Origin of the sequence: Pseudomonas sp., assembly GCF_050739995.1 — a bacterium.
Classification (GTDB): domain Bacteria; phylum Pseudomonadota; class Gammaproteobacteria; order Pseudomonadales; family Pseudomonadaceae; genus Aquipseudomonas.
This window is the reverse complement of the sequence record NZ_JBOICG010000579.1, coordinates 1-7404: the sequence shown is the minus strand read 5'-3', so window position 1 is coordinate 7404 and position 7404 is coordinate 1. Positions and strand designations below refer to the sequence as shown.

The following is a 7404-nucleotide window of genomic DNA, read 5'->3' as shown; positions in this document are numbered from 1 at the left end:
CCAGAAGAATAGCTCAGTGAGCATGAGCGTCGCGACGGCGCCGAGCAGAACTCGTTTCATTTTGCGTTTCTTCTCGCCATAGATGATGAACGGGATCATGGCGAAGAACGAAATCAACAGCGCTGTCAGGTAGACCCACCAGTGCTGCTCCTTGGGCAGGCCGGCTTTTTCGACCAGCGCCAGGGGTAGCGCGACGAAGCTGCACATCAGCATTGCGTGTAATACGAAGATACCTAAATCCAGGCGCAGCAAGTCGGGATGCTTGAGTGTCGGCAACAAGGCCTTGCGCGCAACGCCCGACTCGCGATGCTGCAACGTGCCGGTGGAGCGCGGCACCATGAAGGCTACGATCACGATCCCGAACAACGCCATGCCGCCGGTGGCCAGGAACAGCCCGTGCAGGCCGAACGCTCGGGTCAACAAGGGGCCGACCACCATGGCGACCGCGAACGACAACCCGATAGTCATGCCGATCATGGCCATGGCCTTGGTGCGGTGTTGTTCACGAGTGAGGTCGGACAGCAACGCCATCACAGCTGCGGAAATCGCGCCGGCGCCTTGCAGCACGCGCCCGGCGATGACGCCCCAGATCGAATCGGACTGAGCGGCGAGCACACTGCCGAGGGCAAACACGATCAAGCCGAGGTAAATCACCGGGCGGCGCCCAATGCGGTCAGAAATGATCCCGAACGGAATCTGGAAAATCGCCTGGGTCAGGCCATAGGCGCCAATCGCCAGGCCAATCAATGCGGGGGTCGCTCCTGCGAGATCCATTCCATAGGTCGCCAGCACCGGCAACACCATAAACATGCCAAGCATACGGAAGGCGAACACCAGGGCCAGACCGCTTGCCGCTCGGGTCTCGCCGCTACTCATGCGTTCGCTGTGGGGATCGTGCATGGAAAAACCTCGTGTGAACCGGCGGCGATTCTACCAGTCCCATCGATTGAGAGGGTATATGCGGCGCTTTGCCGCGCAGCTTTCATGTAAGGCTGCACCCGGCACTTTGACAGTGTATATTCATCCAGTCTTTAGCCGTATACTCCAGCATTATTTACGCCCGCCGTGCGAGGCCATCTTGGACAAGATCCTGATTCGTGGGGCTAGAACCCACAACCTGAAGAACATCGACCTGACCCTGCCCCGGGACAAGCTGATCGTCATCACCGGCTTGTCCGGGTCCGGCAAATCGTCCCTGGCGTTCGACACGCTGTATGCCGAAGGCCAGCGGCGCTATGTGGAATCGCTGTCGGCCTATGCCCGGCAGTTCCTGTCGATGATGGAAAAACCCGACGTCGACACCATCGAAGGGCTGTCGCCGGCGATTTCCATCGAACAGAAATCGACCTCCCACAACCCTCGCTCCACCGTGGGCACCATTACCGAAATCTACGACTACCTGCGCTTGCTGTACGCACGCGTGGGCATTCCGCGTTGCCCGGACCACGATATTCCACTGGAGGCCCAGACCGTCAGCCAGATGGTCGACCTGGTACTGGCCCAACCGGAAGGCGCGAAGCTGATGTTGTTGGCGCCAGTGATTCGTGAGCGCAAGGGTGAACACCTTTCCGTCTTCGAAGAACTGCGAGCACAGGGTTTTGTGCGCGCGCGCATCAACGGCAAGCTCTATGAGCTGGACGAAGCGCCGAAGCTCGACAAGCAGAAGAAGCACTCCATTGATGTAGTGGTCGACCGCTTCAAGGTACGGGCTGATCTACAGCAGCGCTTGGCGGAATCCTTCGAGACCGCATTGAAGCTGGCGGATGGCATTGCCCTGGTGGCACCGATGGACGATGAGCCGGGCGAAGAGATTATCTTCTCCGCGCGCTTCGCCTGCCCGATCTGTGGCCATGCGATCAGCGAGCTGGAACCCAAGTTGTTCTCCTTCAACAACCCGGCTGGCGCCTGCCCGACCTGTGACGGCCTGGGGGTGAAACAGTTCTTCGACATCAAGCGCCTGGTCAACGGCGAGCTGACCTTGGCCGAAGGGGCGATACGCGGCTGGGACAGGCGTAACGTCTATTACTTCCAGATGCTGGGGTCGTTGGCATCGCACTATAAATTCAGCCTGGAAGTGCCGTTCAACCAACTGCCGAGCGAGCAGCAGAAAGTCATCCTGCACGGTAGTGGCTCGCAGAACGTCGACTTCAAGTACCTGAACGACCGGGGCGATATCGTCAAACGCTCTCATCCGTTCGAAGGCATTGTGCCGAATCTGGAGCGCCGTTACCGCGAGACCGAATCGGCCAGCGTGCGTGAAGAACTGGCAAAATTCCTCAGCACTCAACCGTGTCCGGATTGCCGGGGCACGCGTCTGCGTCGTGAGGCGCGACATGTGTGGGTGGGCGAGAAGACATTGCCGGCTGTGACCAACCTGCCGATTGGGGATGCCTGCGAGTACTTTGGCGTACTCAAGCTGACCGGACGTCGTGGTGAAATCGCGGATAAGATCCTCAAGGAAATTCGCGAACGCTTGCAGTTCCTGGTCAACGTTGGCCTGGACTACCTGTCGCTGGATCGCAGTGCCGATACCTTGTCTGGTGGTGAAGCCCAGCGGATTCGCCTGGCCAGCCAGATTGGTGCCGGCCTCGTAGGCGTGTTGTACATCCTCGATGAACCGTCGATTGGCTTGCACCAACGGGATAACGACCGCCTGCTGGGCACGCTGAAACACCTGCGGGATATCGGCAACACGGTGATCGTGGTCGAGCACGATGAGGACGCGATTCGCCTGGCGGATTACGTAGTCGACATTGGCCCGGGCGCGGGCGTGCATGGCGGGCATATCGTCGCCGAGGGCACGCCTGCCGAAGTCATGGCTCATCCAGACTCGTTGACCGGCAAATATCTGTCCGGCCGCGTGAAGATCGAAGTGCCGGCCAAACGCACTCCACGCAACAAGAAGCTCGCACTCCACCTCAAGGGCGCGCGTGGCAACAACCTGCGCAATGTCGACCTGGAGATTCCGCTAGGCCTGCTGACATGCGTGACCGGGGTCTCCGGTTCGGGCAAGTCGACACTGATCAACAACACGCTGTTTCCGTTAAGCGCCACCGCGCTGAATGGCGCGACAACCCTGGAAGCGGCTGCGCACGACAGCATCAAAGGCTTGGAACACTTGGACAAGGTGGTCGATATCGATCAAAGCCCGATTGGCCGCACACCGCGCTCCAACCCAGCGACCTATACCGGGCTGTTCACACCTATTCGTGAGCTGTTTGCGGGCGTTCCGGAATCCCGCTCGCGGGGCTACGGGCCAGGTCGGTTCTCGTTCAACGTCAAGGGCGGGCGCTGCGAGGCATGCCAGGGCGATGGCTTGATCAAGGTGGAAATGCACTTCCTCCCGGACATCTACGTGCCGTGCGACGTATGCAAGAGCAAGCGCTATAACCGCGAAACCCTGGAGATCAAGTACAAGGGCAAGAGCATCCACGAAACCCTGGAGATGACCATCGAGGAGGCGCGGGAGTTCTTTGACGCGGTTCCTGCGTTGGCGCGCAAACTCCAGACGCTGATGGATGTAGGCCTGTCGTACATCAAGCTGGGGCAGTCGGCGACTACGCTGTCCGGTGGTGAGGCACAGCGGGTTAAGCTGTCTCGCGAGCTGTCCAAGCGCGATACAGGCAAGACCCTGTACATCCTCGATGAACCGACCACGGGTCTGCACTTTGCGGATATCCAACAACTGTTGGACGTGTTGCACCGTCTACGTGACCACGGCAATACCGTGGTGGTGATCGAGCATAACCTGGATGTGATCAAGACAGCCGACTGGCTGGTGGACCTTGGGCCGGAAGGCGGCTCCAAGGGCGGCCAGATCATTGCAGTCGGCACTCCAGAGCAGGTTTCCGAAATGCCGCAGTCGCATACCGGTTATTACTTGAAACCGCTGTTGGCGCGCGACCGGGCCTGATCTATCGGGCTCAATAAAAAGCCCCTGTCACTTCGCGGTGACAGGGCTTTCTTGTTGCCAGGAATCAGAACTGCGACTGCAGATAATTCTCCAGACCCACCAGCTTGATCAGGCCCAGCTGCTTTTCCAGCCAGTAGGTGTGATCTTCTTCGGTGTCGGCCAACTGCACGCGCAGGATTTCGCGGGTGACATAGTCGTTGTGCTTCTCGCAGAGCTCGATGCCCTTGCAGAGTGCGGCACGCACCTTGTACTCGAGACGCAGGTCGGCCGCGAGCATGTCAGGTACCGTAGTGCCCACATCCAGGTCGTCAGGACGCATACGCGGCGTGCCTTCGAGCATCAGGATGCGGCGCATCAGCGCGTCAGCGTGCTGTGCCTCTTCTTCCATTTCGTGATTGATACGTTCGTAGAGTTCGGTAAAACCCCAGTCTTCGTACATGCGCGAATGGATGAAATATTGGTCACGAGCTGCCAGTTCGCCCGTCAGCAACGTGTTGAGGTAATCGATTACGTCGGGGTGACCTTGCATCGCCCTACATCTCCCTGCTTGAAAGTCTGTAGTTTGAACCATGATGACTCGGAGGTCACGGGACCAACGGCAGAAAAGTGAAGATTTCCTGAGAAAAGTAGCTGAAATAACGCAAAAACCGCCCAAATGAGGGCGGTTCTGCTTATCGTTTAGAGTCAGTTAAGCGATACACCCAACGCCTTTGCGATTGCTTCTCCATAAGCCTTGTCTGCCTTGTAGAAGTGCCCCAGCTGGCGCTGAACCACATCGCTGGATACTCCAGCCATTGCACCGGCGATGTTGTTGACGAGCAATGCTTTCTGCTCATCATTCATCAGTCGGAACAGCGCACCGGCGTGGCTGTAGTAGTCAGTGTCTTCGCGGTGATCGTAACGATCAGCGGCGCCGCTCAGGGCCAGCGCTGGCTCTGCGTACTGTGGTGCTTGTTTCGGTGCGTCCGCGTAGCTGTTCGGCTCGTAGTTCGGCGTTGCGCCACCGTTGCTGCCGAAGGCCATCGAACCATCACGCTGGTAGCTGTTCACTGGGCTAAGTGGGGCATTCACCGGCAATTGCTGGTGGTTGGTGCCTACACGGTAGCGGTGCGCATCGGCGTAAGCGAATACACGGCCTTGCAGCATGCGGTCTGGTGACAAACCTACGCCGGGAACCATGTTGCTTGGACCGAACGCGGCTTGTTCCACTTCAGCGAAGTAGTTTTGCGGATTGCGGTTCAATTCCAGCTCGCCAACTTCGATCAACGGGAATTCCTTCTGCGACCAGGTTTTGGTCACATCGAAAGGATTTTCGTAATGAGCGTTGGCCTGAGCCTCGGTCATGATCTGGATGCACACTCGCCATTTCGGGAAGTCACCACGCTCGATCGCACCGAACAGATCACGCTGAGCGTAATCAGGGTCGGTACCGGCCAGGCGTGCTGCATCGGCTGGCGCCAGGTTCTTGATACCTTGCTTGGTTTTGTAGTGCCACTTAACCCAATGACGCTCGCCCTTGGCGTTGATCAGGCTGTAGGTGTGACTACCGAAGCCGTGCATGTGTCGGTAGCCGTCAGGGATACCACGGTCCGAAAACAGAATGGTGACCTGGTGCAACGCCTCTGGAGAGTGCGACCAGAAGTCCCACATCATCTGAGCGCTTTTCAGGTTGCTTTGCGGCAGGCGCTTCTGGGTGTGGATGAAGTCCGGGAACTTCAATGGATCGCGAATGAAGAACACCGGAGTATTGTTACCCACGATGTCCCAATTGCCTTCTTCGGTGTAGAACTTCAAGGCGAAACCACGTGGATCGCGCTCAGTATCAGCCGAACCGCGCTCGCCACCTACAGTAGAGAATCGCAGGAAGGTTGGCGTTTGCTTGCCGACGGACTCGAACAACTTCGCGCTGGTGTATTGCGTGATGTCTTTGGTGACCGTGAAGGTGCCATAGGCACCCGACCCCTTGGCGTGCACACGACGCTCAGGAATGTTTTCACGGTTGAAGTGAGCGAGCTTCTCGATCAGATGAAAATCATCGAGCAGCAACGGACCGCGCGGGCCTGCGGATCGGGAATTCTGGTTGTCCGCAACGGGTGCACCGCTGGCGGTGGTAAGGATTTTATTCTGGCTCATGCTCAATTTTCCTCAGGTCGGACTTGGAACTGCCGGCTAATCGGCCTGAGGGGAGTATTGATCATCAACATGACGCCTACAAATTCATAAAACTATAGACATCAATAGAAAATAACTACCATCCCCCCAGATGCCCATAGTGTGACCGTGGAAAACTGTTGAAATTGCATTTTTATAACGCGCACAAAAAACCGGGCACTTGGCCCGGTTCTTCGTTGCAGACTGTCGTCTTACTCGGCGCTTACAGCTTCGCCGGCAGTAGCACGATCAACCAACTCGACGTACGCCATAGGCGCGTTGTCGCCAGCGCGGAAACCGCACTTGAGGATGCGCAGGTAGCCACCCTCACGGGTAGCGTAACGCTTGCCCAGGTCGTTGAAGAGCTTACCAACGATAGCTTTCGAACGAGTACGGTCGAAAGCCAGACGGCGGTTAGCCAGGCTGTCTGTCTTGGCCAAAGTGATCAGCGGCTCAGCAACGCGACGCAGTTCTTTAGCTTTCGGCAGTGTAGTTTTGATCAGCTCGTGCTCGAACAGCGACACCGCCATGTTTTGGAACATGGCCTTGCGGTGCGAGCTGGTACGGCTCAGGTGACGACCACTTTTACGATGACGCATGGTTCATTCCTTACCAAACTCACGTTCGGTGATTACGACGATCAGGCAGTCGCCTTGTCGTCCTTCTTAAGACTTGCAGGCGGCCAGTTGTCGAGGCGCATGCCGAGGGACAGACCGCGGGAGGCCAGAACGTCCTTGATTTCAGTCAAGGATTTCTTGCCCAGGTTCGGAGTCTTCAACAGTTCTACTTCGGTACGCTGAATCAGGTCGCCGATGTAGTAAATGTTTTCCGCCTTAAGGCAGTTAGCCGAACGTACAGTCAGTTCCAGATCGTCAACCGGGCGAAGCAGGATCGGATCGATCTCGTCTTCCTGCTCGATTACCACTGGTTCGCTGTCACCTTTGAGGTCGACGAACGCAGCCAACTGCTGTTGCAGAATGGTTGCAGCGCGGCGGATAGCCTCTTCAGGATCCAGAGTACCGTTGGTTTCCAGATCAATAACCAGCTTGTCCAGGTTAGTACGCTGTTCGACACGGGCGTTTTCCACCACGTATGCGATACGGCGAACCGGGCTGAACGAAGAGTCAAGCTGCAAGCGACCAATGCTGCGGCTTTCGTCTTCATCGCTCTGACGCGAGTCGGCCGGTTCATAACCACGACCACGAGCTACGGTGAGCTTCATGTTCAGGGCGCCGTTAGACGCCAGGTTAGCGATTACGTGATCGGGGTTAACGATCTCGACATCATGATCCAGCTGAATATCGGCAGCGGTAACCACCCCCGAACCCTTCTTCGACAAG

6 protein-coding genes are annotated in these 7404 nt (G+C 57.5%); 1 reads left to right on the top strand and 5 read right to left on the bottom strand.

What is annotated here, in order from left to right:
* Window positions 1–900 (bottom strand): MFS transporter (locus ACRESD_RS19325; RefSeq protein WP_431752369.1); only part of this gene is annotated, 900 nt, incomplete at its 3' end.
* 178 nt (window positions 901–1078) lie between these two features.
* Between ACRESD_RS19325 and uvrA the strand changes: the two genes are divergently transcribed.
* Entirely contained in the window at window positions 1079–3913 is a 2835-nt protein-coding gene (gene uvrA / locus ACRESD_RS19320) for an excinuclease ABC subunit UvrA (protein ID WP_431752368.1), read from the top strand.
* Between the two features lie 64 nt (window positions 3914–3977).
* Here uvrA and bfr read toward each other — a convergent pair whose 3' ends face one another.
* The 4 genes from bfr to rpoA form a co-directional block, all read right to left on the bottom strand.
* Complete coding sequence (bfr, locus tag ACRESD_RS19315; protein WP_431752367.1) at window positions 3978–4442, bottom strand: bacterioferritin; 465 nt, start codon at window positions 4440–4442, stop codon at window positions 3978–3980.
* 155 nt (window positions 4443–4597) lie between these two features.
* The gene (locus ACRESD_RS19310; protein WP_431752366.1) at window positions 4598–6046 is read right to left on the bottom strand and encodes a catalase; all 1449 of its coding nucleotides are present in this window, start codon (window positions 6044–6046) and stop codon (window positions 4598–4600) included.
* 230 nt (window positions 6047–6276) lie between these two features.
* Complete coding sequence (gene rplQ / locus ACRESD_RS19305; RefSeq protein ID WP_003176402.1) at window positions 6277–6663, bottom strand: 50S ribosomal protein L17; 387 nt, start codon at window positions 6661–6663, stop codon at window positions 6277–6279.
* Between the two features lie 41 nt (window positions 6664–6704).
* A partial coding sequence (rpoA, locus tag ACRESD_RS19300; RefSeq protein WP_431752365.1) for a DNA-directed RNA polymerase subunit alpha occupies window positions 6705–7404 on the bottom strand: 700 nt, incomplete at its 5' end.